20 protein-coding genes and 1 pseudogene are annotated in these 25,231 nt (G+C 71.4%); 7 read left to right on the top strand and 14 right to left on the bottom strand.

Annotated elements, in window-relative coordinates; translation table 11 throughout:
• Positions 1 to 135: 135 nt before the first annotated feature.
• The 4 genes from M8I34_RS00355 to M8I34_RS00340 form a co-directional block, all read right to left on the bottom strand.
• Positions 136 to 1,302, bottom strand: a complete 1,167-nt coding sequence (locus M8I34_RS00355) for a MerR family transcriptional regulator (RefSeq protein WP_250047146.1) — start codon at positions 1,300 to 1,302, stop codon at positions 136 to 138.
• A gap of 29 nt (positions 1,303 to 1,331) precedes the next feature.
• A complete protein-coding gene (locus M8I34_RS00350; protein ID WP_250047145.1) occupies positions 1,332 to 2,285 on the bottom strand; it encodes a metal-dependent hydrolase in 954 nt (317 codons plus the stop codon).
• Between the two features lie 313 nt (positions 2,286 to 2,598).
• Entirely contained in the window at positions 2,599 to 4,404 is a 1,806-nt protein-coding gene (locus M8I34_RS00345; protein WP_250047138.1) for an SDR family oxidoreductase, read from the bottom strand.
• 146 nt (positions 4,405 to 4,550) lie between these two features.
• Positions 4,551 to 5,435 (bottom strand): M24 family metallopeptidase, encoded by an 885-nt coding sequence (locus M8I34_RS00340; RefSeq protein ID WP_250047137.1) that lies wholly within the window; start codon positions 5,433 to 5,435, stop codon positions 4,551 to 4,553.
• A 207-nt stretch (positions 5,436 to 5,642) separates the two neighbouring features.
• On the opposite strand from M8I34_RS00340, the gene M8I34_RS00335 reads away from it, so the two are divergent.
• From M8I34_RS00335 to M8I34_RS00320, 4 genes are all read left to right on the top strand, one after another.
• Positions 5,643 to 6,698, top strand: coding sequence for an ABC transporter ATP-binding protein (locus M8I34_RS00335; RefSeq protein ID WP_250047136.1), 1,056 nt, complete (start codon positions 5,643 to 5,645; stop codon positions 6,696 to 6,698).
• Between the two features lie 4 nt (positions 6,699 to 6,702).
• Positions 6,703 to 7,614, top strand: coding sequence for an ABC transporter permease (locus M8I34_RS00330; protein ID WP_250047135.1), 912 nt, complete (start codon positions 6,703 to 6,705; stop codon positions 7,612 to 7,614).
• A gap of 76 nt (positions 7,615 to 7,690) precedes the next feature.
• On the top strand, positions 7,691 to 8,602 hold the full coding sequence (locus tag M8I34_RS00325) for an ABC transporter ATP-binding protein (RefSeq protein WP_250047134.1): 912 nt from the start codon (positions 7,691 to 7,693) through the stop codon (positions 8,600 to 8,602).
• A gap of 79 nt (positions 8,603 to 8,681) precedes the next feature.
• A complete protein-coding gene (locus tag M8I34_RS00320) occupies positions 8,682 to 9,401 on the top strand; it encodes an ABC transporter permease subunit (RefSeq protein WP_250047528.1) in 720 nt (239 codons plus the stop codon).
• Between the two features lie 184 nt (positions 9,402 to 9,585).
• Here M8I34_RS00320 and mltG read toward each other — a convergent pair whose 3' ends face one another.
• From mltG to M8I34_RS00295, 5 genes are all read right to left on the bottom strand, one after another.
• The gene (gene mltG / locus M8I34_RS00315; RefSeq protein ID WP_250047133.1) at positions 9,586 to 10,407 is read right to left on the bottom strand and encodes an endolytic transglycosylase MltG; all 822 of its coding nucleotides are present in this window, start codon (positions 10,405 to 10,407) and stop codon (positions 9,586 to 9,588) included.
• Between the two features lie 232 nt (positions 10,408 to 10,639).
• The gene (locus tag M8I34_RS00310; RefSeq protein ID WP_250047132.1) at positions 10,640 to 11,929 is read right to left on the bottom strand and encodes an MFS transporter; all 1,290 of its coding nucleotides are present in this window, start codon (positions 11,927 to 11,929) and stop codon (positions 10,640 to 10,642) included.
• Positions 11,930 to 12,181: 252 nt separating this feature from the next.
• The gene (locus M8I34_RS00305; RefSeq protein WP_250047131.1) at positions 12,182 to 12,892 is read right to left on the bottom strand and encodes a FadR/GntR family transcriptional regulator; all 711 of its coding nucleotides are present in this window, start codon (positions 12,890 to 12,892) and stop codon (positions 12,182 to 12,184) included.
• Between the two features lie 305 nt (positions 12,893 to 13,197).
• A complete protein-coding gene (gene lysA / locus M8I34_RS00300; RefSeq protein WP_250047527.1) occupies positions 13,198 to 14,514 on the bottom strand; it encodes a diaminopimelate decarboxylase in 1,317 nt (438 codons plus the stop codon).
• Between the two features lie 175 nt (positions 14,515 to 14,689).
• Complete coding sequence (locus M8I34_RS00295; RefSeq protein ID WP_244419768.1) at positions 14,690 to 15,004, bottom strand: SAV_915 family protein; 315 nt, start codon at positions 15,002 to 15,004, stop codon at positions 14,690 to 14,692.
• Positions 15,005 to 15,388: 384 nt separating this feature from the next.
• Here M8I34_RS00295 and M8I34_RS41795 point away from each other — a divergent pair.
• Positions 15,389 to 15,925, top strand: a pseudogene (locus tag M8I34_RS41795) (MerR family transcriptional regulator); the annotation flags it as partial.
• A gap of 601 nt (positions 15,926 to 16,526) precedes the next feature.
• Here the strand turns inward: M8I34_RS41795 and M8I34_RS00285 are convergent.
• Together M8I34_RS00285 and M8I34_RS00280 are read right to left on the bottom strand one after the other, a co-directional pair.
• Complete coding sequence (locus M8I34_RS00285) at positions 16,527 to 17,444, bottom strand: LysR family transcriptional regulator (RefSeq protein WP_250047129.1); 918 nt, start codon at positions 17,442 to 17,444, stop codon at positions 16,527 to 16,529.
• A gap of 174 nt (positions 17,445 to 17,618) precedes the next feature.
• Entirely contained in the window at positions 17,619 to 19,343 is a 1,725-nt protein-coding gene (locus M8I34_RS00280) for an MFS transporter (RefSeq protein ID WP_250047128.1), read from the bottom strand.
• Positions 19,344 to 19,482: 139 nt separating this feature from the next.
• Between M8I34_RS00280 and M8I34_RS00275 the strand changes: the two genes are divergently transcribed.
• On the top strand, positions 19,483 to 20,601 hold the full coding sequence (locus tag M8I34_RS00275; protein WP_250047127.1) for an Lrp/AsnC family transcriptional regulator: 1,119 nt from the start codon (positions 19,483 to 19,485) through the stop codon (positions 20,599 to 20,601).
• A 62-nt stretch (positions 20,602 to 20,663) separates the two neighbouring features.
• Positions 20,664 to 21,389 (top strand): rhomboid-like protein, encoded by a 726-nt coding sequence (locus M8I34_RS00270; protein ID WP_374210835.1) that lies wholly within the window; start codon positions 20,664 to 20,666, stop codon positions 21,387 to 21,389.
• Here M8I34_RS00270 and M8I34_RS00265 read toward each other — a convergent pair.
• The 3 genes from M8I34_RS00265 to pheA form a co-directional block, all read right to left on the bottom strand.
• Entirely contained in the window at positions 21,377 to 22,192 is an 816-nt protein-coding gene (locus M8I34_RS00265; RefSeq protein ID WP_250047126.1) for an HAD family hydrolase, read from the bottom strand. The two genes, M8I34_RS00270 and M8I34_RS00265, sit on opposite strands and share 13 nt — an antisense overlap.
• The gene (gene serS, locus M8I34_RS00260) at positions 22,189 to 23,478 is read right to left on the bottom strand and encodes a serine--tRNA ligase (RefSeq protein ID WP_250047125.1); all 1,290 of its coding nucleotides are present in this window, start codon (positions 23,476 to 23,478) and stop codon (positions 22,189 to 22,191) included. The genes M8I34_RS00265 and serS overlap by 4 nt, the downstream gene beginning before the upstream one ends.
• A 753-nt stretch (positions 23,479 to 24,231) precedes the next feature.
• The gene (gene pheA / locus M8I34_RS00255) at positions 24,232 to 25,158 is read right to left on the bottom strand and encodes a prephenate dehydratase (RefSeq protein WP_250047124.1); all 927 of its coding nucleotides are present in this window, start codon (positions 25,156 to 25,158) and stop codon (positions 24,232 to 24,234) included.
• Between the last annotated feature and the right edge of the window lie 73 nt (positions 25,159 to 25,231).

Raw genomic sequence — 25,231 nt, 5'->3', positions numbered from 1 at the left:
GGGGGACCGCGGACTGCCTGATCCTTGACAACTCAAGACTGGGTACGGGGGTGCGGGGGTGCGGGCGGGGCTGGGGGCTGGGGCTCGGCGGCCCGGCGCACTGGGGGAGGCCGGTGTGGGCGCCCGCGTGGCGGACTAGGGCTCGTTGCCGGCCTGGTGCTCGGTGTGGGTGGTGTCGGCGCCGGCCGCCTCATCGGCCGCAGGCGCCTTCCTGCTCCCGCCCGTCGACGTGGCCTGGCTCCCACACGCCGATGCGGTCCCCCCTCCGTCTGCCGCCAGGGCGTCCATGGTGCGGGCCTGCACCTCCCGGTGTGCGGCGGCGGCGATAAAGGCGGCCGCGTTCTCCGCGCCCACCAGAGCCCGCACGGCCTGCACGGCCTCGGCGGGGAGCAGCACCGCCTCGGGCACCGCTGTCGGGCCGGTCGCAGTACGGGGGTCCGTGACCTGCCCAGGGGCGGCCACCACTGCCTCCGTCAGTGCTTCCGCCACTGCTTCCGCCTTCGTCACTGCCTTTGCCGCTGTCCCTGCCCTTGCCACTGGCTCGGCCTCTGCTGGTAGTGCCTCGCTGAGGTGATGGCGCAGGTACCGGGTGGCCAGGGTGCGCATGGCGCGGGCGAGTTCGGCGTCGATGGTCTGTTGGGCCAGAGGGCGCAGCCGGCGTACGAGGGCGGCGGCCTCCGCAGCCTCGGCATCGGTGGGCGGATGGTCGAGGAAGGGCTGGAAGACATGCTCGGTGGTGAAGTCCAGGAAGCGGGAGGCGATGTGCTCGACCTGGCCGCGCAGTTCCCGCAGATGACCGGAGATCGCCAGGAGGGGGACGCCGGCGGAGTGGAGTTCGGCGGCGACGGCGAGTTCCTGCGGGCTGGGGACGAGGAACTCGTCGTCCTTGCCGGGGATCCGCTCCAGGACGCCCAGTTCGACGGCCTCGGCGATCGCTTCCTCGTCGGAGGTGCCCCCGAAGGCGGTGTCCAGGTCCGGTCGGCTGATGCGGGACGCCTCCTCATCGGTCCACGGCCCGTCGATCTCGGCGACCAGACCCAGTACCCCGCCCAGGTCGAGGCCCGCGTCCCAGGCCGCGAGGAGTTCCTTGATGCTGGCGAGGGTGTAACCACGGTCGAGCAGATCGGCGATCTGGCGCAGCCGGGCCAGATGGGTCTCGCCGTAGACGTTGGCCCGGCCACGGCGTTCCGGGCGGGGGAGCAGCCCCCGGTCCTGATAGGCGCGGATCGTGCGGACCGTGGCGCCGCTGAGGTGCGCCAGGTCCTCGATGCGGTATTCGGCCGTCGGCGGCTGCTCGGTCACTGTGGTGCTCCTCACGAGATGGCCGCGCGCTACGAGAGGGCCGCGCGGCCCACCGCGCCCACCGCGGCCCGTGCGGCCGGGGAGGACGCCAGGTAGGCGACGGCCGTGCGCAGCGACCCTTCCTGCGAGGGATGGTACGACCGCCGCAGATACCGCGGTATCGCCGCTCCCAGCGCACGCCAGGTGGGCAGCAGCCCCTTGCGTACGGCGCGGTTGTGCTCGCGCAGCGAGTAGCGGGACCGGGTGGCGAGCTGTGGATCGTTCCGGAGGAGATAGGCCGCGCCCCAGCCCCAGAGATAGAGCAGGACGGGGGCCGTCACGGCCATGCCCAGGACGCGGCGGGCATAGCGGGCGGGGTCCTCACCGCCGGTGTGCTGGTACATGTCGAAGGCGACCGCGCGGTGCTCGACCTCTTCCGCGCCGTGCCAGCGCAGCAGGTCGAGCATGACCGGGTCGGGTCCGGCGCGGTCGAGACCGTCGGCGTCCAGCACCCAGTCGCCGAGCACGGCGGTGAACTGCTCGATGGCGGCGATGACCGAGAGCCGGAAGCGCAGCCACTCCTGGTCGGACACCGGGATGCCGAAGGGGGGTTTCTCGCCCAGGAGGCAGGTGAAGAGGAAGTCGATGTGCCGGGTGTAGGGACGGGTGTCCAGGCCCTGATGGGCCAAGTGGTCGAGCACGTAGGAGTGTTGGACGCTGTGGGTGGCTTCCTGGCCAATGAAGCCCTTGACGTCCTTGAGGAGGCGCTCGTCCCGGACCAGCGGCAGGGCCTCTTTGAAGACCTTGACGAACCATCGCTCGCCCGCGGGGAGCAGCAGATGCAGCACATTGATGACATGAGTGGCAGTGGGCTCGTCCGGTATCCACAGCAGCGGAGTCTCCGCCCAGTCGAATGACACCCGGCGCGGCGATATCGGGGGGTGCGCGTCGGTGGCCGGCAGGGGGCCCGGCTGGGAGGGTGACGGGAATTGCGGCGTACTCATGCGTGGCTCCTGACGTGCGCGTTCTCCGGTTGACGGCAAGGCGGCGGCCGGGCCCGGGGCGGCCGGAAGTGTCTCCGGGCCATGGCGATGGCCACCGCCCGGGCCGTACGGCGGCGGATCCGGGACGGATGCGTGGGCGGGCGTCCGCTGGCGGATATGGGTCGGTGCGGGGCCGGGCGCTCGCCGGCGGACACGGGGCGGGGGCGGTCCGTGGAGGGGCGCCCGGCAACGGGTACCGGTACGGATGCGGAATCCAGATACGGATACAGCCACGGATATGGATACGGATACGGATACGGGCCGAGCGTCGCGCCTAGAGCCGGGGTTCGAAGCGGGCGAGGGCACGTAGCGCGCGGGGGGCGAAGCGGGACATCAGATGGGCGCCGCGTGCTTCGGGGGTGACCGGCACCACCGCCTGGTTGCGGACCACCGCACGCAGGATGGCGTCGGCGACCTTCTCCGGCGGGTAGTTGCGCAGCCGGTACATCCGCGCGGCCTTGGCCTGGCGGCGCTTCTCCTCCTCGGCCGAGACGCCGGTGAAGCGGGCCGTGGTGGTGATGCCGGTGTTGACCAGCCCCGGACAGATGGCCGAGACGCCGATGCCCTGACCGGCCAGTTCGGCTCGCAGACACTCGCTGAGCATCAGGACGGCCGCCTTCGACGTGCTGTAGGCGGGCAGCACCCTCGAGGGCTGGAAGGCGGCGGCCGAGGCGATGTTGACGATATGGCCGCCCTGTCCGCGGCGCGCCATCCGCGTGCCGAAGATCCGGCAGCCGTGGATGACGCCCCACAGATTGACGTCCAGGACCTTCTTCCAGTCCTCGGTGCTGGTCTGTAGGAAGGAGCCGGACAGGCCGATGCCGGCGTTGTTCACCAGCACGTCGACGGGCCCGTACTCGGCGTCGATCTTGTCGGCGAGCTTCTCCATCGCCGCCTCGTCGGAGACGTCGACGACCTCCGCCCAGGCCTGCGGTGCACCGATCAGCCGGGACATCTCGGCGGTCCGCGCCGCGCCCTCGGCGTCCCGGTCGACGGCGATGATCCGCGCGCCGGCCTCGGCGAAGGCGAACGCCGTCGCCCGGCCGATGCCGCCCGCCGCACCGGTCACCAGCACCAGCTGACCCCCGAACCGGTCGGCGTGCGGGCCGGACGCCACGACCTGCTTGGCGGGGTCCCCCTCTTCCTTCGCGTTGACGAACTCACCGATCCAGGAGACGAGCTGGTCGGGGCGGGTGCGCGGCACCCAGTGCTTGGCGGGGAGGGTGCGGCGTACCAGCTGGGGCGCCCACTGCTCCAGATCGTCGTACAGCCGCTGGGAGAGGAAGGCGTCGCCGGTGGGGGTGATGAGCTGGACCGGGCAGTGCGCATAGGCGTCGGCGCGGGGGCGGCGGAGCCGGGGGAGGACATTGTCGCGGTAGAGCCAGGCGCCATGGGCCGCATCGGTCGGCAGCGAAGCGGTCGGGTAGTCACCGCCCGGCACTTTCTCCACCCGCTGGAGGATCTGGGGCCAGCGCTTGCCGAGCGGGCCCTTCCATGCCAGCTCGGGCAGCACGGGCGTGTGCAGCATGTAGACGTACCAGGACTTGGCGCTCTGGTTGAGGAGTTGGGCGGCGCGCCGGGGGGTGGGGCGAGCCATCCGTTTCTTGATCCAGTGGCCGAAGTGGTCCAGGGACGGGCCCGACATGGAGGTGAAGGAGGCGATCCGGCCCTCCGTGCGCTGCACCGTGGCGAACTCCCAGGCCTGCACCGAACCCCAGTCGTGGCCGACCAGATGGACCGGGCGGTCTGGGCTGACGGCGTCGGCGACGGCCAGGAAGTCATCCGTCAGCTTCTCCAGCGTGAAGCCGCCTCGTAGCGGCTTCGGGGCGGTGGACCGCCCGCAGCCCCGGACGTCGTAGAGCACCACATGGAACCGGTCGGCCAGGCCGCGGGCGACCTCGGACCACACCTCCTTGCTGTCCGGATAGCCGTGCACCAGCAGCACCGTGGGCCGGGCCGGATCCCCCAGCTCGGCGACGCACAGCTCGATACCGCCGGTCCGCACCCAGCGCTCCCGCGCACCGTCGAGCCCCCCACCGCTTCCGGCCCCGGCCCCGGTCTCGGCTCCGGACTGCTGCACCTGACCCTCTTCCCGGCGCCGGTCCGCTCCCCGGCCGCCGCGTCCCTTCCCTCGCCCATGCTCCTGCCCACGCCCCCGAGCGGGCCCGTGCCCCTGCCCCTGACCGCGCCCCTGCCCCGGTCCCTGTCCGTCTTCCCGTCCCGTGTTCATGCGGCCTTCTCCTCCTGCCAGCGCCGCACATGCGGCAGATCGTCGTCCAGCCAAAAGGCGATTTCCTGCGGGTCCTTGGAGTCCGTGACGACCAGGATCTCCTCGAACTTCGCACCCGTTCCCCGGAATCCGAGGTGGGGTTCGACCGCCCACAGTCCCGGCTGCGGCGGGTGGTCGGAGAAGGCGTACGGGCTCCACAGCGGGGACCAGCCGTCACGGTGGCCGTGCAGCGCATCGGAGGCGAGGCCCTTGAGGGCCTGCGTGCCGAACCCGAAGAGGGTGGGGGACCAGCGGCGCTGCCGGACCCGGTCGATCTTGTGCGCGATGACGCCGAAGGGGTAGGCGCGGTGGCGGTTGGTGTAGCCCTGCCGCGCCATCAGCCGGTCGACGTCCTCGTAGATCTCCCGCAGCGGGCGCCGCTCGCGTACCTCGCGCAGGATCAGCTCCCGGTGTGCTTCGAGATCGGCGAGCAGCCGGTCGTGCACGGGGTTGAGCCCGAGGCAGCCGGAGTAGCCGATGTCGGCCGTGAAGCCCTGATGCACCGGTGCCATGTCGAGGATGAAGGCCATCCCCGGCTCCAGCTCGCGGTTGGTCGGGAAGAACTGGAGCGGTACGCGGAAGTTCACGAAAGCGGTGCGGTCGCCGAACCAGGCGAACGGCAGATGGAACCAGTCCCGCACTCCGCGTTCACGCAGCCACTCGCGCTGCATCCGTGCCGCCGCGCGCTCGGTGACCCCGGGCTTGAGCTGGGCGGCCACCGCTTCCGCGCAGGCATAGGCGAGCCGCTGGACCTCTCTGAACCCCCTCAGCCCGGCGGGGAGTTCCGGCCCGGCGGTGAGTTCTCCGGATCGTGGTGAGGTCGCTGAGGTGACTGAGGCCATCGCCAACCGTCCGTCCGTGAGCGGTGCATCGCGGTACGTGCCCGTAACTTGACACTGATGAATGTGACAATGGACGGCGGCTGCGTCAAGGGGGCGTGCGGCCGTGCACCGCGACCCCGACGCCGGGGACGCCCTCAGCAGGAGACCCCTACGGGCACGTAATACCGCAGGGGGAGGGAGATCCCATCGTCTGGTCTGACGACCGATGTGGCGGACACCACTACCGTCGATGACGTGACTGTGATCGTGACCGAAAGCCTGAGCAAGCGGTACCCGCGGGTGACCGCCTTGGACCGGCTCTCCCTTGACATCGCCCCCGGCGTGACGGGCCTGGTGGGTGCCAACGGTGCCGGCAAGTCCACCCTGATCAAGATCCTTCTCGGACTGGCCCCCGCCACCGAAGGGACCGCGCATGTCCTCGGCCTGGACGTGACCAAGGACGGCGGCACCATCCGTGAGCGGGTCGGCTACATGCCCGAGCACGACTGCCTGCCTCCGGACGTCTCGGCCACCGAATTCGTCGTGCACATGGCCCGGATGTCCGGTCTGCCGCCGACCGCCGCCCGTGAGCGCACCGCGGACACCCTGCGCCACGTCGGCCTCTACGAGGAGCGCTACCGCCCCATCGGTGGCTATTCGACGGGTATGAAGCAGCGGGTGAAGCTGGCCCAGGCGCTGGTCCACGACCCCCAGCTGGTGTTCCTCGACGAGCCCACCAACGGCCTCGACCCGGCCGGGCGGGACGAGATGCTCGGCCTGATCCGGCGCGTTCACACCGACTTCGGGATCTCCGTCCTGGTGACCTCCCATCTCCTCGGTGAGCTGGAGCGCACCTGTGACCATGTCGTCGTCATCGACGGCGGCAAACTGCTGCGCTCCTCCTCGACCGATGAGTTCACGCAGGTCACGGCCTCACTCGCGGTCGAGGTCACGGACACCGACACCCATCCGGACGGCACCGGAGCCCTGCGCGCGGCCCTGGCCGCCGCGGGAGCCACGGTCACCACCGGCGCCGCCGGCTCGGAGAGCCTCGCCTCCGCCGGGCACCTGCTGTATGTCGAGGCGGCCGGTGAGGAGACCTACGACCTGGTGCGGGACACCGTTGCCGGACTCGGGCTCGGCCTGGTCCGGATGGAACAGCGCCGGCACCAGATTGCCGAGGTCTTCCGCGACGCGGATGCGGCGCAGGCCACCCCCGCCACCGCAGGCGCCCCGAGCGCCCCGTATGCCACCCAGGACGGAGGCGCCCACGATGTCGCCTGAGCCCATGACGCCGGCGTCCACGACGTCCGTATCCGCCGCGCCGGGCGGCGCCTATATCCACAACATCGGCTACCGCCACTACGACGGCCCCCGCCTGGGCCGCGCCTACGCCCGCCGGTCGCTCTTCTCGCAGAGCCTGCGCGGCGCCTACGGTCTGGGCCGTTCGGCCAAGAGCAAGGTGCTGCCGATGCTGCTCTTCGCGGTGATGGTCCTGCCTGCCGCGATCATGGTCGCGGTGGCGGTGTTCACCAAGGCCTCCAGCCTCCCGGTCGACTACTCCCGCTACGCCGTCTTCCTCCAGGCCGTCATCGGCCTCTATCTGGCGGCCCAGGCCCCGCAGTCGGTCTCGCGCGATCTGCGCTTCAAGTCGATACCGCTGTATTTCTCCCGCCCCATCGAGCGGGTCGACTATGTGGCCTCGAAGTTCGCGGCGATGGCGAGCGCCCTGCTCATTCTCACGGGCGCCCCGCTGGTGGTCCTCTACGTCGGGGCGCTGCTGGCGAAGCTCGACTTCGTCGACCAGACCAAGGGGCTGGCGCAGGGACTGGTCTCCGTGGTGCTGCTCTCGCTGCTGTTCGCCGGGATCGGCCTGGTCGTCTCCGCGGTCACACCCCGCCGGGGCTTCGGCGTCGCCGCCGTGATCGCCGTACTCACCATTCCCTACGGTGCGGTGAGCGCCGTCCAGGGGATCGCGTTCGTCCAGGGCAACGAGGCCGCTGTCGGCTGGCTGGGGCTGTTCTCCCCCATCACGCTGATCGACGGAGTGCAGTCGACATTCCTCGGCGGCACCAGCTCCTTCCCCAACAACCTGGCGCCGTCGACCGGTGCCGGTTTTGTCTATCTCCTCGTCACGCTGACCGTGATCACCGGCTGCTATGCCCTGCTGCTGCGCCGCTACAGGAAGGCCGGACTGTGACCGCCCCGCGCCGCCGGCTCCCGTCGGACGGCACCCCCGGCCCGACCACCACCCTCCGAAGGAATGGGCTGCGCCCATGAGCACTCTCACCATCGACCATGTCTCGCGCTGGTTCGGCAATGTCGTCGCCGTCAACGACATCACGATGACCATCGGTCCCGGGGTGACCGGCCTGCTCGGCCCCAACGGCGCCGGCAAGTCCACCCTCATCAACATGATGGGCGGCTTCCTCGCGCCCTCCAACGGCTCCGTCACCCTCGACGGGACGACGATCTGGCGCAACGCCGGCATCTACCGCCACATCGGCATCGTCCCGGAGCGCGAGGCGATGTACGACTTCCTCACGGGGCGCGAATTCGTCGTCGCCAACGCGGAGCTGCACGGCCTCGGCCGGGCGGAGGCGGCCAGGGCGCTGGCCACCGTCGAGATGGAGTCCGCCCAGGACCGCAAGATCTCGACGTACAGCAAGGGCATGCGGCAGCGCGTGAAGATGGCTTCCGCGCTGGTCCACGATCCGTCCGTGCTGCTGCTCGACGAGCCGTTCAACGGTATGGACCCGCGGCAGCGGATGCAGCTGATGGAGTTGCTGCGGCGGATGGGCGACGAGGGCCGTACGGTCCTGTTCTCCTCGCACATCCTCGAAGAGGTCGAGCAACTCGCCTCGCACATCGAGGTGGTGGTGGCCGGACGGCATGCCGCGTCCGGCGACTTCCGCAAGATCCGCCGACTGATGACGGACCGCCCGCACCGCTATCTGGTCCGGTCCGACAACGACCGGGCACTGGCCGGTGCGCTGATCGCCGACCCCTCGACGGCCGGTATCGAGGTGGACGTCGTCGAAGGCGCACTGCGCATCCAGGCGGTCGACTTCGGCCGCTTCACCGAACTCCTGCCGCGGGTCGCCCGCGACCACGGCATCCGCCTTCTGACGGTCTCGCCCTCCGACGAGTCGCTGGAATCCGTCTTCTCCTACCTCGTAGCGGCCTGAGGCCTGAAAGGAGCCCTGACGCATGTCCACGACCACTCCGACGGCCCCGCCCGTAAGTCCCGGCGCGCCCAAGGCCTCGTTGTTCCACCCGACCGTCGCCCGGCTCACCTACCGCGCCCTGCTGGGCCGGCGCCGGGCCCTGATCCTCTTCGCGCTGCCCGCCCTGCTGGTGGTGCTCGCGGTGGCCGTCCGTGTCCTGGCCGGCGCCGACGATTCCACCGCCGGCGGCATCCTGGGCGGCTTCGCGCTGGGCACGATGGTGCCGCTGATCGGTGTCATCGCCGGTACGGGCGCGATCGGCCCGGAGATCGACGACGGCTCGGTGGTCTACCTCCTGGCCAAGCCGGTGTCCCGGCCGACGATCATCTTCACCAAACTCCTGGTCGCGATAGGCGTCACGGTCGTCTTCTCGGCCGTCCCCGTCCTGCTCGCCGGCTTCCTCCTCAACGGCAACAGCCAGCAGATGGCCGTGGGGTACGCCGTGGCGGCGGCCATCGCCTCGGTCGCCTACAGCGCCCTGTTCCTCCTCTTCGGCACGATCACCCGGCACGCCGTCGTGTTCGGCCTGGTCTATGCCCTGGTCTGGGAGGCGCTGGTGGGCACCCTCGTCCCGGGCGCGAAGACCCTCAGCGTCCAGCAGTGGGCGCTGGCGATCGGCCAGAAGGCGGCCGCGGAGGGGGCGATCACCTCCGATGTGCAACTGCCGCTGGCCATCAGCCTGTTGGTGGCCCTTACGGCTGCTGCCACCTGGTATGCCTCCCGCCGTCTGAAGGCGCTCACCCTCGCGGGCGAGGAGTAACGACATCCGGGCGCGGCGTCGGGGGAGGGGAGGCGGGGGATCCCCTGTGGAGCGGAGGCGGGGAACTCCTGACGGGTGTCCGGTGGATCAGGGCCGGACAGGAGCCCGGGGCGCCAGGGGGTGTCTTCAAAGTCCCGTCGTTCGCCCGTACGCCGCGAGGCAGGCGGAACTTTGACGACAGGCCCTAAGCCCCGCCACCGCCGCTCGCGGCGCCCTTCTGGCGGTCGTTGAACTCCTGGACGTTCCGCAGATGTTCTTGGTAGTCGGCGGTGAAGCGGGTGTCGCCCGGTTTGACGGTGACGAAGTAGAGCCAGTCGCCGGCGGGCGGGGCGCCGGCCGCCTTCAGCGCGTCCGCTCCGGGATTGTCGATCGGCGTCGGCGGCAGGCCCTGGTGCCGGTAGGTGTTGTACGGGCTCTTGGTCCTGGTGTCGGCGTGGCTGGTGTGGAGCGTGCTGCGGCCCAGCGCGTAGTTGAGCGTCGAATCCATCTGTAGCGGCATGTGGTGCGCGAGCCGGTTGTCGATGACCCGGGCGACCTTGCCCATATCGGCCGGCCGGTCCGCCTCGGCCTGCACGATGCTGGCGATGATCACCGTCCGGTAGGAGGCGATGCCGTCATCGGCGAGCCGCTGGTTGGCGGTTTTGACCATGTACGAGAGCAGCGACGCCGGGGTGGTGTCCGCGTCGATGGGATAGGTCGCCGGGAAGAGGTACCCCTCCGGATTGCCCTTCGCCTCGTCCGGCAGCGTCAGATGCGCGCTCTTGGCGGCCTTCGCGGTGGAACCGGCGGGCCGGTGCAGGGCCTTGTCGGCGGCGGCGTAGATCTGTGCGGCCCGCTGCCCCTCCGGGACGGTCAGCGTCTGTTCGGGCCGCAACCCGCGCAGCAGTCGCGGCAGCAGCAGAACCGCAAGGACAACCAGGACACACAGCACCGCTACGACAATGAGCCGGCCGGTGCGGGAGAGCCGCGGTCCTGGCCGGCGAACGGTGCGCTGAACATCGCTCATGGGGGCACGGTAGGCGAGGCCGGAGAGGCGCGGGGCGGCTGCTCCCGGATCGTTGCCGACGGCGGAGATCATTCACCACCTCGCCACGCAGCGGCCATCCGCGGCGCTGCGTGGCCCCGCCGAACCACCGCCACCGCCGGTCCGTCGTCACCGCCGAACCACCGCCACCGCCGAACCACCGCCACCGCCGAACCACCGCCACCGCCGGTCCATCGTCACCGGCGGCCCACCGTCACCGCCGGTCCGCCGGTACCCCGATCCGCTGGTCCCGCCCCGCGCCCATGCCCAACAGGGCCAGGCCGGCGCAGACCACGATCAGCAGGACGAGGGGGACGGTCCAGCCATTGGTGGCCTGGTGGACGGCCCCCAGGACGAGGGGACCGGCGGCGGCCAGAAGGTACCCGCCGGTCTGGGCCATGCCGGAGAGGCGGGCAGCCGTGTGTGCGCTGTCGGAGCGCAGCACCATCATCGTCAGGGCCAGGCCCAGCGCGCCGCCCTGCCCGACGCCGAGGAGCGCCGCCCACAGCCAGGCACCCGCCACCGGTGCCACCAGCAGACCGATGACGCCGCAGGCCATCAGCGCGGACACGGCCACACCCAGCAGCCGTTGACGCCGCATCCGCCCCGCGAGCATCGGCACGATGAACGAACCGACCATCTGCACCAGCGTGCTGAAGGCGAAGACCAGGCCCGCCTCGCCCTTGCCCATGCCGTGGTCGGTGAAGATCGTCGGCATCCAGGCGATGATCACGTACGCGACCAGCGACTGCGAGCCCATGAAGAAGGTGACCTGCCAGGCCAGCGGGGAGCGGCTCAGCTTGGGCCCGTCCGCGCCGACGTGCAGCGGGGTGGCCGCGGCCGCGCCATGGCGAGTGCCCCGTCGGGCCATGAGCGTCTGCGGGATCCAGACGACCGCGGCGACGGCGGCCAGCAGCGACCAGGAGACCAACGCGCCCTGCCAGCTGCCGAGCGCACTCTCCAGCGGAACCGCGGAGGCGGCCGAGACGGTCGCTCCCAGGATCATCGCCGTCGAGTACAGCGCCGTCATGCCCGCGGCCCGCTCCGGGAAGTCCCGCTTGATCAGGCCCGGCATCAGCACGTTCAGCAGGGCGATGGAGGCACCGACCACCGCGCACCCGGCGAACAGCGCGACCACCGGCGGAGCGATCCGCAGCACGATGCCGCCGCACAGTGCCACCAGCGCCGCGCACAGCGCCGCCTCGGTGCCCCAGCGGCGGGCCAGCTTCGGCGCGACGATCGAGCCGAGGCCCATGAAGATCAGCGGGATGGTCGTCACCAGGCTGCTGGCGGTCGCGGTCAGCTGGAAGTACCGGCCGATCTCGCTGAGCAACGGCGAGACCCCGGCCAGCGCCGCCCGCATATTGAGCGCAGCAAGGACGATTCCGGCCATGACCAGGGCCGGGTGAGCCCGCAGCCGTCGGCGGGCCGCGGCGACCGGCGCTGCCGCGACCAGATCTGCCTCGGCGTCTATCAAGGGTGCTTCGGGGCTGGGCCCTGCCATACGTGCGTACCTCGCCAAGAGTGGTGTGCGTTCGTTCGGAATGGAGATCGGTGTTTCAGGGAGGAAGGAGCAGAGATCGGTGTTCAGGGAGGAAAGAGAGGAGAGCAAAGAGAAGGGCGGAGATGACAGAGAGGGACAGGGGAGGGCATGGAAGGACGGGGCGGGACGCGAAAGGAACGGAGAAGGAGGTGGGGGGAGGGAAATGAAGGGGAAGCGGGGAAGTGGGGAAGCGGGGACGTGCGGGCGGGGGCTTCAGCGGGTGGCCAGCAGGGCCTCCACGGCCCGCATCGGCTTCTCCAGCACGTCTCGGATGGCCTGTTGAGCCGCCTCCGGGTCGCCCGCCGCGATCGCGTCCAGCACCGCGACGTGATCGCCGTGCACGATTTCCGGCATCGCCCGGTCATCGAGATAGCTGACCAGCGATTCCCGCACGGAGCTGCTGAACCAGCCGTAAGTCGCCGTCAGCGCGGTGTTGTGCGCGGCCTCGACGACGGCCTTGTGGAAGGCGATGTCGTGATCGGCGTAGAGCTCCAGGGTGTCGGAGTGGGGCTGCCCCGCCGCGTCCGCCAGCTCGGCCTGGGCGTCCAGGGCCGCCCGCATACGCTCCAGGTCGGCGGGCTGATGGCGTAGGGCGGCCAGCCGGGCGGCCTCCGCCTCCAGGGCGATCCGCAGCTCCAATACGTCGCGGATACCGGCCCGTTGGACCCCGCGCATGACGTCGCCCGGGTCCGTGGTGGAGACGACGAAGGTGCCCTCGCCCTGCCGTGAGCGGAGCATCCCGGCGTGCACGAGCACCCGCACCGCCTCACGGACGGTGTTGCGGCCGACCTGGAGCTGCTCGGCGAGCGCGTGCTCGGTGGGGATACGGGACCCCACCTGCCACTCCCCGGCCGTCAGCTGGGCCCGCAGGGTGTCGACGACGGTGTCCACGAGGGAGTGCCGCCCCGCCGCCTGAAGCGCCATGCCCGATCCGCTCCCTTGCCTCGTAACCTGCCTTGCCCGGTCATCCTACAACTGATGCATTCATCGTACATGGAAGTGTCGGAGGTGCTGGACGAGCCGGAGGTGCCGGACGAGCCGGAAGCACCGGAAGCGATGAAGGCGCCCGAAGGGATGGAAGTGCCGGAAGCGGCGGAAGCAAGGGGAGGCAAGGGGAAGCGAGGTGAGGCAAGGGGAAGCAAGGAGAGGCAAGGGAGCCCCCCGCCAGGCGAGGGCCCGCCGGACGCCACCCCCCATGGATGCGGGGCGCGCGGCAGGCCCTCCCGGTCTCACAGCCCGATGTCCCGTTCCTGGATGTCCGCGAGGGATTCGCGCCGTACGAGAAGGCGGGCATGCCCCTCGGTGACGGCGATGACCGGTGGTCGGCCGACCAGGTTGTAACCGGAGGCCATGGAGAGGTGGTACGCGCCGGCGACGGGCACGGCCAGCAGATCGCCGGGCCGGATGTCGCCGGGCAGCGGGACATCGGCGGCGAGCACATCACCGGCCTCGCAGTGCCGTCCGACGACGGTGACCGGTTCCGGCGCGGCGGACGGGCGGCGGCCGATCAGCCGCGGCGCATAGCGCACCCCGTACAGCGCCGGCCGCGGGTTGTCGCTCATCCCGCCGTCCACCGCCACGAAGGTGTGCGCACCGGTCCGTTTGACGGCCAGCACCCGGTAGAGGACGACACCGGCCGGGCCCGCGATGGCGCGGCCGGGTTCGACCGCGAGCCGTGGCACCGGCAGCCCGGCCGCCGCGCAGCCGCCGGCCAGTTCGGCGCGGATCTTGGTGCTGAGGGAGGGGAGGTCGAGCGCGGGCTCGCCGGGGCGGTAGGCGATGCCGTGGCCGCCCCCGAGGTCCAGCTCGGGCAGGGTGACGCCGTGCTGCTCGTGAATCCTGGCCAGCAGGCCGATCAGCCGGCGTACGGCCGACAGATAGGGCTTGACGGTGGTGATCTGCGAGCCCAAGTGGCAGTGCAGGCCGACCAGTTCGAGGCGCGGCTGGCTGAGTATCCGTGCGATGGCGTGCTGTGCGGAGCCGTCGGCGATCGACAGCCCGAACTTCTGGTCGTCGGTGCCGGTACGGATCTTGGCGTGGCCGCCGGCCGCGATGCCCGGCACGACCCGGATCAGCACCCGCTGCCGGCTGCCCGCAGGGACCGCGGCGGCCAGCCGGGCGATCTCCGAGGTGCTGTCGATGACGATCCGTCCGACGCCGAGCCGTAGCGCGGCCCGCAGGTCGGCGGGGCTCTTGGCGTTGCCGTGCAGCACGATCCGCTCGGGCGGGAAGCCGGTGGTGACGGCCAGCTCCAGCTCGCCGGCGGAGCAGACGTCCAGGCCGAGCCCCTCCTCTTGCACCCAGTGCACCATGGCGCGGCACAGGAACGCCTTGGCGGCGTAGCAGACATCGGCATCGGGGAAGGCCCGTAGGTAGGCGCGGCAGCGGTGGCGCACCTCGTCCTCGTCCAGGACGTAGGCGGGGGTGCCGAAGCGGTCGGCGATCTCGGTGAGCGGGACGCCGCCCACGGCGAGGTCGTCATGGCCGAGCGGTGCCGCGGACCGGGGCCAGATCGATGGCGGCTCGTTGCCGGACGGCGGTTCCATGCCGGGCAGCGGCCCGCCGCGGGACAGCGATCCGCTGCCGGAGAGCGGCTCGTTGCCGGACGGCGGTGGGGCGGCGGTCCGCGGCGGGGGCGCCATGGTCGTGGCCGACGCCGGGACGCCGGCCCCGTGGGCGGCCGGGGGCAGGGTGCGGTGGCTCATGGTGGTTGCCCCTCCCTCAGACGGCCCGTAGGTGGTGACCACGGGGGATGCCGGGGGCGAAACGTGGATCGACGGTCAGGACCGTCGCTCCGACGGGTTCGGCCAGCGCACGCAGCGCGGGCTCGGAGAGCCTGACCCAGGGCTGGTCGCTGCCGAGGGCCGCGGCGAGGCGCTGGGGTGAGGTGAAGCCGACGGCGGTACGGCCGCCGAGCGGAGTGCGGAACAGGCGGGCCGTGCAGCCCGCGGGGCCCGACCGGACAGGGACGAAGAGAAGCCCGGCCGGGACACGATCGGCAGGCTCGGGATCTTCCGCGTACAAGAGGTGGGACACGGCGTTGCTCCTCGAACAGGACCACGGCCCCGGACCTGTGGGTAACGCGTACGCCGGGGCTCGGCCCTGACGCTATTCCCGGGGAAGGGTGCACTCCGCCGGCCGCTGACGCGTCATTGACGGGTTGTGGCCCCTACTTGACGCGATGCTGCTGCCCGGTGGCCGATTGTGCGGCGGCGGTGACGCTGGGACGCGACCCGTACGGGCGGGGCGACTCCGGAGCGAGCCGATACGGACGGGCCAGCTCCCGGCCCGCCGCCGTGTCCCGCTTCCATGGGCCCCCGCAGCGGTCCCGCATCCATCGCCCCACGCCGGCCCGTCCGTCATCCGTGGACCGCCGCGCTTGACCTTGACACTGTGGAAAGCACTCCACTGGAAGGCGTCATGTTCAGCATCGGAGATTTCGCCCAGTACGGCCGTGTGTCGGCCCGCATGCTGCGCCACTACGACGCGATCGGGCTGCTGCGCCCGGCCCGTACCGACCCCGTCAGCGGCTACCGCTACTACGAAGCGGCCCAGCTCGCCCGGCTCAACCGCATCATCGCGCTCAAGGACCTCGGATTCAGTCTCCAGCAGGTGGGGGCGATCCTGGCCGAGGAGGTGAGCGTGCCGGAGCTGCGCGGCATGCTGCGGCTGCGGCGGGCGGAGCTGGAAGCGTCGCTGACGGCGGCGGGTGCGCGGCTGGCGCAGGTCGAGGCGAGGCTCCGGACGATCGAGAGCGAGGGACGCATGTCTGCCGACGATGTGGTGGTCAAACGCACCGGAGCGGTTCTGCTCGCGGAGCTGAGCGGGATCGCCGCCAGTTACGGGCCCGAGGACATCGGGCCGGTCATCCAGCCGCTCTACGGGGAACTGTGCCGGCGGCTGGAGACGGCAGGGGTGACCCCGGCAGGACCGGGGCTGGCGTACTACGAGGACGCGGACGCACCGGAGACCCCGGAAGCGGAGACATCGGAAGCGGAGACCCCGGAAGCGGAGACCCCGGAAGCGGAGACCCCGGAAGCGGAGACCCCGGAAGCGGAGGCCCTGGAACCGGAGACCCCGGAAGCGAGGACAGTCGCAGCAAGGAAACTGGCAGCAAAGACAGCCGCAGCAAGGAAACTGGCAGCAAAGACAGCCGCAGCAAAGACACCCGCAGCAAAGACAGCGGAGGAGCACGAGCCCACCCCGGAGGCCATCGTCGCCCACGCGGGGATCGTGATCACCGAGGAGGCCCTGGCCAAGGCCGGTGTCACCACCGACGGCACACCCGGACGCCCCGGCACCACCTCCGTCACCCTCACCCCCACCCTCACCCCCACCCCCACCGGCCTCGGCTTCGACGTCGTCGCCCTCCCCGCCCTCGACTGCGTGGCGACGGTGGTGCACCGCGGCCCGATGAGCCGGATTCTGCCGACCGTCCAGAATCTTGCGCACTGGATCGATGCCAACGGCTACCGCTCCGCCGGGTACGCCCGCGAGCTGTACCTGGAGTGTCCGCCGGATCAGGAGAATTGGGTCACCGAGATCCAGGAGCCGGTGGTCAGGGCCTGAAGCTCTCCGCGTCGCCGCCCTGGCATGCCGTGACCGTCTCCGCGAACGCCACCGCCGCCGGGCTCAGCGCCTCCCACCGGCGTACCGCCCAGCCGGTGGCCAGTGGGGGCAGCGAGGCGATCGGGATCAGCCGCAGCGCCGGGTGGGCGGTGGCCTGGAGGCCCGGCAGTTGGGGAACGACCGCGGGGCCGACGCCGAGTTCGGCCAGCAGCAGCGCGGTGTCCCAGTCGGCGACGCTGGTGGTGCTCGGGGGCGGCACAGGGCCGGCTTCCCGGTGGCCGAGGTGACCGTCGAGGCGCATACGGGACGTGGAGTTCTCCGGGAGCCGGATGTGCCGGATACCGGCCAGCTCCTCTGGCTCGATCCGCTCCCGGCCGGCGAGCGGGTCGTCGGCGCGTACGGCGAGCACCCACGGCAGGCGGACCACCGGATGCTGCTCGATGCCGGCGACCGGCGGGCCGAGGGTGATCCAGGCCAGCTCCGAATCGCCGTCCGCGACGGCCTCGAAGCAGCGGCGGCTGGAACTCTCGGTCCGGAACTCCAGGTTGACGTGCGGATGGCGGGTGCGGAAGGCGACCACCGCCTCGGACATGAAGTGCCGGACGGTCGTCGCGCCGGTGGTCACCCGGACCGTGCCGCCGTCGCCGGCGCGCAGATCGGCCAGCCGGCGCAGCGCCAGATCCAGGCCGCCGATGCCGTCCGCCGCCGCGCGGTGCAGGATCAGGCCCGCCTGGGTCGGTGCCACACCGCGCGGCCGGCGCTCCAGCAGATCGATGCCCGCCTCCCGTTCGAGGCGTTTGATGCGCTGGCTGACGGCCGACTGGGTGCAGCCGAGATCGCGGGCGACGGCGCTGAGGCTGCCGGCCTCGCATACGGCGACGAAAGCACGCAGATCATCGAGGGTCACCCGCGTACGGTAGCCCTCAACCCAAGCTATTACTAAGGGATTTGGAAGAAGACCTGAGGATTGACTTGGGTGTGGGGTGCGGCGAAGATCGGCACAGGGCCCAGGGCGGCAACCCGGAACCGCGTACGGCCGTACGGTTCCGGGTGCCGACCCGCACCAGTCGTTCTCCCTCGGCTACACCCCCGCCCCCTTCCGCACCGGAGCGGCATCCATGCCCTCCCGTACCGGAGCGGCATCCGCGCCCTCCCGTACCGGAGCGGCCGCCACGCCCGCCGCGGAGTGCTCGGCCGGACCGCCGTCGCCGTCCTCCCCGCGCCGTACCACCGCAAGGACCAGCAGCCCGCCCGCCAGGGCCACCACCCCGGAGATCAGCATGATGTCCGTCAGCCCGGAGACGTACGCGGCCTTGACCGCCGTACGGGAGGCGCCGGGCCGTGCGGCACCGTGCAGCGCGCTGGCGAAGACGGTGCCGAGGACCGCGATGCCCAGCGCGTAGCCCAGCTGCCGGAAGGTGTTCACGGCGCCGCTGGCCATGCCCGCCCGCTCCGGGGGCGCCGCGCCGAGCGCCGCCGAGACCAGGACCGGCATCGCCATGCCGATGCCCAGCCCGCTCACCGCGAGCCCGGGGACCAGCGCCGCCCAGCCGGAGTCGTCGTCCAGCAGTGCGCACGGCAACAGCGCGCCCGCACCCACCAGCAACAGGCCGATACCGACCGGAAGTTGAGGGGCCATCCGCTGGAGCGACCGCCCGCCCAGCGCCCCGACCAGCAGGGACATCAGCGCTATCGGCGTCACCGAGAGTCCCGCCTGCACCGGGCTCAGCCCGACGACGTTCTGCACCCACAGCCCGACGAACGTGAGATACGGGAACGCCGCGGCCTGGAGCAGCAGCGCCGCCGCCAGCAGCGCCGCGAACGACGGCCGGCGCAGCAGCCGCAGGTCGAGCAGCGGCCGGGCCACCCGCCGCTCGACCACGAGGAAGACCAGCAGCGCGAGCACCGCGCCGCCGAGCGAGGCGAGCGTCCCGGACTCCGTCCAGCCCTGCTCGCCGCCGCGGATCAGCCCGTAGGTCAGTGCGCCCGCGCACGCCGTGAAGGAGGCGGCACCCGGCCAGTCGATACGGGCGACGGGGGCCGCCCCGGCCGAGTGCGCTCGCGGCCGGGCGAGGTCGCCGTGCGACTCCTGTACCCGGCGCAGGGTGATCCACACCGCGACGGCGGTCAGCGGCAGATTGACCAGGAAGATCGCCCGCCAGTCCACGTACTCGGTGAGCAGGCCGCCCAGTACGGGGCCGATCGCGGCCGCGGCACCGCTCGTGCCACCCCAGACACCGAACGCCACACCACGGTCCCGGCCCCGATAAGCGGCCATCAGCAGCGGGGTGTTGGTGGCGAACATCGCCGCCGCGCCCACGCCCTGCACGGCGCGGGCCGCGACCAGGGTGCCCGCGTCCGGGGCCAGACCGCAGGCCAGCGAGGCGAGCGCGAACAGCGCCAGCCCGGCCACGTACAGCCGGCGCCGCCCGAAGAGGTCCGCGGCCGAGCCCGCGACCATCAGCAGCGCGGCCAGCGCCAGCGCGTAGATGTCCATCACCCACTGGAGCGAGGTGAAGGAGGCGCCCAGACCGTCGGCTATCCGCGGCAGCGCGGTGTTCACGATCGTCACATCGACCAGCAGAAGGAAGTTGCCGAGGGTGATGGCGACCAGCGGCCACCACTTCCCGGCCCGTCTCCCCTCCGGACCCGCATCCGGACTCACATCCGTTCCCGCATCCGGACCCGCATTCGTTCCCGCATCCGGACCCGCCTCCGGCCCACCGCCCGGTCTCCCGCCCAATCCCCCGCCCGTGCCCGTCGCCCGGCCGCCCGCCGCGGTCCCCCGCTCCGGTGCGCTCACCATGATCATTCCTCCGCTCGTGTTGCCGACGCGGCGCTCAGCGGCGCCGCCCCGTATTGCCGACGCCACCGTGCGGCCCGAGCCGCCTGCTCTCCCAGCCACCGCGCTCCCGGCGGCGCAATCCGACACGCGCTAGCCTCGAATGGTGAAAACCGACAGGAAGCCCGACGGAACGGCCCACGGGAGAGCCACCACCGACCGGCCCCTCGACGGCCCCGCCAGCTCCACCGGTCCCACCACCTCCACCGTCCCCACCACCGGCTCCACCACCGGCTTCGACGCCCTCGACCGCCAACTGGTGCATGCGCTGCAACTGGACGGCCGGGCGCCGTTCAGCCGGATCGCCGCCGTGCTCGGCGTCTCCGACCAGACCGTCGCCCGGCGCTACACCCGGCACCGCACCACCGGTGCGCTCAAGGTGCTGGGGCTGGCCGATGCCCGGGCGCTGGGCGAAATCGAATGGATGGTGCGGGTCCAGTGCACGCCGGACGCCGCCGTCTCCGTCGCCGAGGCGCTGGCCCGCCGCTCGGACACCTCCTGGGTGAGTCTGATGTCCGGCGGCACCGAGATCGCCGCGGTCTGCCGCGCGGCGAGCAGCGACCACAGCGATGCGCTGCTGCTTCAGAAGCTGCCACGCACCCCGAGCGTCGTCGGCGTCACCGCGCACTGCCTGCTGCACGAGTTCTTCGGCGGCCCGCAGGGCCTGATCAGCAAGTCCGGCGCGCTCACCGACACCCAGATCGCCGAACTGAGCCCGCCCCCGCCCAACCCGCCCGCCGCCCCGGCGACGCTCACCGACGCCGACCGCCGGCTCTTCGACGCGCTCGCCCAGGACGGCCGTACGCCACTGGGCGAACTCGCCGCCGTCACCGGCTGGTCGCCCACCACCGTCCGCCGCCGGCTCGCGGAGCTGCGCGCGGACGGGGTCCTCTACTACGACGTCGATTACGACCTGCGGCAGTTCGGCCACGGCGTGATGGTCGCCCTCTGGCTGTCCGTCGCACCCGCCGAACTCGCCGCCACCGGCGAGGCGTTGGCCGTCCACCCCGAGGTCGCCTTCGCCTGCGCGACCACCGGTCCGAATAACCTCTTCGCGTCCGTGCTGTGCCGGGACGTCGGCGCGCTCTACACGTACCTGACGACCCGGGTCGCGGCGCTGCCCGGCGTACGGGCGATGGAGAGCGCGCCCCGCATCCGCCACATCAAGGGGGCGGGCCCGCTGGTGACCCTCTCCCCCGCCGTCTCCGGACGCCGCCGGTGAGGCCGCCGGCGGAGCCGCCCCGCGGGGGCCGGCGGCCGTTCCCCGGCAACCCCCTGACCTGGGTGACGGACTGGGTGCGCAGCAGCCCGGGCACCCATATCTGGCTGCTGGTCATCGGCATCACCAGCCTGGTCATCGCCTCCGCGTCCGAGGGACTGGGGCAGTTCCTCGTCCACCGCACCAGCAGCAACATCCACGAGCTGAACGAGCATCCGCTGCCGTCGCTGCTGATCAGCGGCTTCTGGATCGAACGCCCCTCGTCGTTCCTGCTCTACGTGGTGATGTTCGAGCTGGTGCATGCCAACGTGGAGCGCTGGACGGGCAGCGTGCGCTGGCTGCTGACCGTCGGCGGTGCGCATATCGCGGCCACCCTCGCCAGCCAGGAACTCGTCCTGCTGGCCATCGAGGGCCATCGGCTGCCGCGTTCGATGACCCATGTCGTGGACATCGGTGTCTCGTACGGGCTGGCGGCGGCCGCCGGTGTGCTGACGTACCGGCTGCGGCCGCCGTGGCGCTACGGCTATCTCGCCGCGGTACTGATCTTCTTCGCCGTTCCGCTGCTGACCGGGGCCTCGTTCACCGACTTCGGCCATGCCATCGCGCTGGTCATGGGCTTTGCGGCCTGGCCGCTGACCCCGGCGGCGGCCGACGGGGCGCCACCGGAGCAGGAGTACGGCGATCGGCACGCGGAACCGGACCCGGAATCACTCCGGGATCCGGCCGCGGAACCACCCCTGAAGCAGGAGCAGGAGCCGGATCCGGAGCCGGAGGGCCGTCAGGAGAGGTAGAGCCGCTCCAGCACCATCGCGATACCGTCCTCCTCGTTGGAGGCGGTGAGCTCGTCCGCGACGGCCTTCAGCTCGTCATGGGCGTTGGACATCGCCACTCCGCGGGCGGACCAGGCGAACATCGGGATGTCGTTGGGCATATCGCCGAAGGCCAGCGTCTCCTTGGCGGTCACGCCCAGCCGGCGCGCGGCCAGCGACAGTCCGGTGGCCTTCGACAGCCCCAGCGGCAGCAGCTCGACGATGCCCTCGCCGGCCACCGTCACGCCCACCAGATCCCCGGCGACCTGACGCGCGGCGAGCGCCAGCGCATCGTCGTCCAGGGTCGGATGCTGGATGTAGACCTTGTTGAGCGGGGCCGCCCACAGCTCGCCGGGGTCGTCCAGCATGACGTTCGGCAGCGGGCCTTCCTGGACGCGGTAGCCGGGGCCGACCAGCACCTCGCCCTCCAGGCCGTCCCGGCTCGCCGCCAGATGCAGCGGACCGGTCTCCGCCTCGATCTTGGCCAGCGCGAGACCGGCCAGCTGGCGGTCCAGCGTCACCGACGTCAGCAGCCGGTGCTCGCCGGCGTGGTAGACCTGACCGCCCTGTCCGCACACCGCGAGGCCCTTGTAGTCCAGGGCGTCGAGGATGTGCCGGGTCCAGGGCACGGCCCGGCCGGTGACGACGATATGCGCCGCACCCGCCGCGGTGGCCGCGGCGAGCGCCTGGCGGGTGCGCTCGGAGACGGTCTCGTCGTGGCGCAGCAGCGTCCCGTCGAGATCCGTCGCGATGAGCTTGTAGGGCTGCGGAGCGGATGAGCTCACTTGGCGATGGGCTCCAGGATCTCCCGGCCGCCCAGGTAGGGGCGGAGCACCTCGGGGACGCGCACGGAGCCGTCCGCCTGCTGGTGGTTCTCGAAGATCGCCACGATCGTGCGCGGTACGGCGCAGAGCGTGCCGTTCAGGGTCGCCAGCGGCGAGACCTTCTGCTTGCCGTCGACGGTCTCGCGCATCCGGACGGAGAGCCGCCGGGCCTGGAACTCGTCGCAGTTCGAGGCCGAGGTCAGCTCGCGGTACTTGCCCTGGGTGGGGATCCAGGCCTCGCAGTCGAACTTGCGGGAGGCCGAGGAGCCGAGGTCACCGGTGGCGACATCGATCACCTGGAACGGCAGCTCCAGGCCGGTCAGCCACTGCTTCTCCCAGTCCAGCAGCCGCTGGTGCTCCGCCTGCGCGTCGTCCGGCGCGACATAGGAGAACATCTCCACCTTGTCGAACTGGTGGACCCGGAAGATGCCGCGGGTGTCCTTGCCGTAGGTGCCGGCCTCGCGGCGGAAGCACGGCGAGAAACCGGCGTAGCGCAGCGGCAGCTTGGCCGCGTCCAGGATCTCGTCCATGTGGTACGCGGCGAGCGGGACCTCGGAGGTGCCGACCAGGTAGTAGTCGTCCTTCTCCAGGTGGTAGACGTTCTCCGCGGCCTGGCCGAGGAAGCCCGTGCCCTCCATGGCGCGCGGGCGCACCAGGGCGGGGGTCAGCATCGGCGTGAAACCGGCCGCGGTGGCCTGCGCGATGGCGGCGTTGACCAGCGCGAGCTCCAGCAGCGCGCCGACGCCCGTGAGGTAGTAGAAGCGGGAGCCGGACACCTTGGCGCCGCGCTCGACGTCGATGGCGCCGAGCAGCTCGCCGAGCTCCAGGTGGTCCTTGGGCTCGAAGCCCTCGGCGGCGAAGTCACGGATCGTGCCGTGCGTCTCCAGGACGGAGAAGTCCTCCTCGCCGCCCACGGGCACGTCGGGGTGGACGAGGTTGCCGAGCTGGCGCAGCAGCTGCTGCGTCTCCTCCTTGGCCTCGTCCTGTGCGGCGTCGGCGGCCTTCACGGCGGCGGACAGCTCACCGGCCTTCTTCAGCAGCACGGCCTTCTCGTCGCCGGCGGCCTTGGGGATGAGCTTGCCGAGCGCCTTCTGTTCGGCACGCAGCTCGTCGAAGCGGACGCTGGACGACCTGCGCCGTTCGTCGGCGGAGAGAAGCGCGTCGACGAGTGCGACGTCCTCTCCACGGGCGCGCTGGGACGCGCGCACACGGTCGGGGTCCTCACGGAGCAGGCGAAGGTCAATCACCCCACCAGGCTACCGGGCCGCGCCCCACCCCTCGACGTGATATTCCCCGGCATGTCATTTTGCCCGTTTTGGGGTTATTTATTCCCTTGAGGTGAGAGATGGGGCGGGGTGAAAACGGGCGGGGAATTCCTCCGCATTCCGGGGGGCGGGGTGCTCTGGCGGCGGGCTTGGCCGCGGTCGGCCGGGGGTCCTTTGCGGTGGCTCGCGGGGAGGGGCTTCGCGGTGTCCGTCACGAGATCTTCGCAGTGTCCGCGATGGGGCTTTTCGCGCTCTCCGTGCCGGGTGATCCATGGTGCGGACAAGGGGAGTTGGGCGGGCCTCGGAGGGGGTTCCGGGTCGCGGTTATCCCCTGGGAGCCCCTGGTTGTCCACAGGGGGGCGGGGTTTCGGGAATCTTATCCACAGGCTGTGTGTGAGATCTGTGGAAGTCGGAGCTGATCATTCCGCTCCCGAAATGCTCGGCTATGGATTCCCTGTCCAAACCCCGTTCACGCACTCTTTCGTGTGGGATCACCTCGCCCTAAAGGATTGATCGCGTGAATTGTGCTGACGGTGTCCGAGGTGGGGTGCTGTGGAATGGTGTGCGGTCAGTAGGGCGATATGTCGACTCTGTCCGACTCTCGTGTCGACTTACCCACAGGTCGAGAACCGAGCCTGTGGATAACTTTGTGGATAACCCACAGGCCGTCCAAAGCCGCAGGTCGTGCCGTTCCGCAGCGCCCGCCGACTCCGCCGAGGAGCACCCGGATCCGCCTCAGCCCCGCCCGTCCAGACAGCGCGACAGCCAGTCCGACGCCTCGCTGAACGCGGTGTCCGTCATCTCCCGCCGCACGGTCGGCGGCACCGCGTCCGCCCGCGGATACGAACCGAGGAACCGCACCTCGCGGCAGATCCGCTTGAGGCCCATCAGCACCTCGCTGACCCGGCGGTCGGTGACATGCCCTTCGCAGTCCACCGAGAAGCAGTAGCGACCGATGCCCTCGCCGGTCGGCCGGGACTCGATCCGCATCATGTTCACCCCGCGCACCGCGTACTCCTGAAGCAGTTCGAGCAGGGCACCGGGGTGGTCCTCGGCCAGCCACAGCACGACCGAGGTCTTGTCGGCGCCGGTGGGCGCCACGGGCCGGGCCGGGCGGCCCACCAGCACGAAGCGGGTGGCCGCGTTCTGCGCGTCGTGGATGTCGGTGACCAGCGGCTCCAGGCCGTACGTCGCCGCCGCGAACGCGCCCGCGAACGCGCCGTCATAGCGGCCCTCCTGCACCAGCCGCGCCCCGTCGGCGTTCGAGGCCGCGGACTCCCATACGGCCTCCGGGAGTTGGGCCGCCAGCCACTTGCGCACCTGCGGCTGGGCGACCGGGTGCCCGGTCACCGTCTTCACCTCGCTGAGGACCGTACCGGGGCGGACGAGCAGCGCGAAGGCGATCGGCAGCAGCACCTCGCGGTAGATCATCAGCGGCTCGCCGGAGGCCAGTTCGTCGAGGGTGGTGGTCACCCCGCCCTCGACGGAGTTCTCGATCGGCACCAGCGCCGCGGCGGCCTCACCGGCGCGCACCGCGTCCAGGGCGGCGGGCACCGACACCATCGGCATCAGCTCACGGGTCGCCGCCTCCGGAAGGGTGCGCAGCGCGGCCTCTGTGAACGTGCCCTCGGGGCCGAGATAGGTATAGCGGCTGGCCGACATGGAAACGGACTCCCTCGCGTAGCTGCGGGGGCACCCCGCCGATCTTCTCCCTGTCCCGCCACGATACCCAGCC

Source organism: Streptomyces sp. MCA2, assembly GCF_023544705.1.
Lineage (GTDB): Bacteria > Actinomycetota > Actinomycetes > Streptomycetales > Streptomycetaceae > Streptomyces > Streptomyces decoyicus.
Note: the sequence above shows the minus strand (reverse complement) of the source record. Positions and strands in the feature narration are given on the sequence as shown.

Coding starts and splice junctions, on each gene's coding strand:
- M8I34_RS00350 (WP_250047145.1), bottom strand. CDS start 2,285: ATGAGTACGCCGCAATTCCCGTCACCCTCCCAGCCGGGCCCCCTGCCG.
- M8I34_RS00340 (WP_250047137.1), bottom strand. CDS start 5,435: ATGGCCTCAGTCACCTCAGCGACCTCACCACGATCCGGAGAACTCACC.
- M8I34_RS00330 (WP_250047135.1), top strand. CDS start 6,703: ATGACGCCGGCGTCCACGACGTCCGTATCCGCCGCGCCGGGCGGCGCC.
- M8I34_RS00325 (WP_250047134.1), top strand. CDS start 7,691: ATGAGCACTCTCACCATCGACCATGTCTCGCGCTGGTTCGGCAATGTC.
- mltG (WP_250047133.1), bottom strand. CDS start 10,407: ATGAGCGATGTTCAGCGCACCGTTCGCCGGCCAGGACCGCGGCTCTCC.
- M8I34_RS00310 (WP_250047132.1), bottom strand. CDS start 11,929: ATGGCAGGGCCCAGCCCCGAAGCACCCTTGATAGACGCCGAGGCAGAT.
- M8I34_RS00305 (WP_250047131.1), bottom strand. CDS start 12,892: ATGGCGCTTCAGGCGGCGGGGCGGCACTCCCTCGTGGACACCGTCGTC.
- lysA (WP_250047527.1), bottom strand. CDS start 14,514: ATGGAACCGCCGTCCGGCAACGAGCCGCCATCGATCTGGCCCCGGTCC.
- M8I34_RS00280 (WP_250047128.1), bottom strand. CDS start 19,343: ATGGTGAGCGCACCGGAGCGGGGGACCGCGGCGGGCGGCCGGGCGACG.
- M8I34_RS00275 (WP_250047127.1), top strand. CDS start 19,483: ATGGTGAAAACCGACAGGAAGCCCGACGGAACGGCCCACGGGAGAGCC.
- pheA (WP_250047124.1), bottom strand. CDS start 25,158: ATGTCGGCCAGCCGCTATACCTATCTCGGCCCCGAGGGCACGTTCACA.